We start from the raw sequence: 1,645 nt of genomic DNA, 5'->3' as shown, positions 1-1,645 counted from the left end.
GGGCCGTAGCATGTTGGGAATAGCGCGCCGTTGAAGGTTATGGCCGCCTGCGCAGCCACCAAAATTGCGCAGCAGGCGGCCATAACCGGATCTCGGGTCTCTATGGTGGTTTTGCGAACCACACCACAGAGGAGACCGGCTATGGCCAAGGTTGAGCATACTTCGGATGCCCGTGTTCTGGTAGGCATCGACATTTCCAAACACAGGCACGAGGTGCTGATTGCCGTTCCGGGCAAGACGCGCAGGCGGCGCCTGACGATCACCAATTCCACCGACGATTTCATGCGGCTTATCGCGATCTTGCGAGAATACGGCCTGCCCGTCCGGATCGGCTTTGAAGCGACTGGCAACTATCATCGGGTGCTGATGTATCATTTGGGCGTCGCCGGGTTTGACTTGAAGCTGGTGTCCTCAGTCGCTTTGGCCCGGACGCGGGAGGCGCTGCACAACAGCTGGGACAAGAACGATCCGAAGGATGCTCAGGTCATTTTGCACATGCTACAGATCGGTGCGGTGCAGATCTTTCAGGACCCGATGGTGGCCGGGACGAACGACATTCAGGAATTGTCCAAAACCCATGATGCGGTGTCGCGGTCCAAGACCGAGCTGTGGCATCGCATCCTGACCCATTACCTGCCGCTCTATTTTCCGGAAGCTGACCGTTTCCACCGCAGTTCGCGCACAGACTGGTTCCTGGCTTTCCTCGAGATGTTTCCGTCCCCGCACATGATCTCGGCCATGACCAAGGAGGAGTTCACCAAGGCGGCATGGGAGGTGGTCGGGCGCAAAGTGGAGAAGGCGCTCATGTTGTCAGACATTTACGAGACGGCGAAGACTTCTGCGGGGCTGCCTGTCGCGCCGGATTCAGACGCCATCCGAATGTTCCGCATGATGCTGGCCGAAGGCAGAAGCCTGATCCGGCAACGCAATGCCATCGAAGATCGGGCGGTCGAACTGCTAGGCGATAGGCCCGATTATCAACTGCTGCGCACCATTCCCGGCATCGGGCCGATCAATGCGCTGACCATTCTGGCCGAGACAGGTGATCTGCGCCGGTTCCGCCATCACCGTCAGTTTCTGAAGTTCTGCGGCATGGATCTGGCCACCGTCCAGTCCGGCATGTTCCGCGGTCGGAGCAAGATATCGAAGTATGGCAATGCCCGTCTCCGACGCACGTTATGGCTGGCGGGTCAGACAGCGGTTCTGAAGAAGACCAACAGCTTTCGGGACAAATTCGAGCGTTACATCGCGCAAGATCGCCACAACCCGGATCTGCGCCGCAAGGCCTACACCGCCATCGCAGCCAAGATGGCGCGCACCATTCACGCCGTGATCCAATCCGGCGAACCCTATCGCCCCTTCTTCGAGGGGGTGAGCCCAGGCGGAAGGACCTCTCTCTCAAAGGGCCGTGGAGGCGCATAACGCGACCTCGTAGATAATGTTCGGGCCTTCCGCTTGGGATTTAGGATCTCGTCTTAAGGACGGTGAGGGCGGCAACCAAGCCGACCCTGTATTTGCTATGGAAGAGACCACTTCTTGACGGCGGAGCCCGCCTGGGCAACTATTCCAAAGGTATCCGGTCGCTCGGATGCCCCGTGATCTGACGTCTCAAACCGCGTCTTGTTCCCGAGCTAGGACGTTGTCG

At 58.9% G+C, this 1,645-nt stretch carries 1 protein-coding gene; it reads left to right on the top strand.

What is annotated here, in order from left to right:
• The first annotated feature begins 141 nt into the window (after positions 1 to 141).
• Positions 142 to 1,422 carry an IS110 family transposase gene (locus tag J7359_RS19805; RefSeq protein ID WP_209059995.1) on the top strand — a complete coding sequence of 427 codons (1,281 nt, stop codon included), beginning with the start codon at positions 142 to 144 and terminating at the stop codon, positions 1,420 to 1,422.
• Positions 1,423 to 1,645: the final 223 nt, after the last annotated feature.

The sequence above is a fragment of the Paracoccus sp. R12_2 genome, from assembly GCF_017744015.1.
Taxonomy (GTDB): Bacteria; Pseudomonadota; Alphaproteobacteria; order Rhodobacterales; family Rhodobacteraceae; genus Paracoccus.
This window is presented reverse-complemented; position numbering and strand designations above follow the sequence as displayed.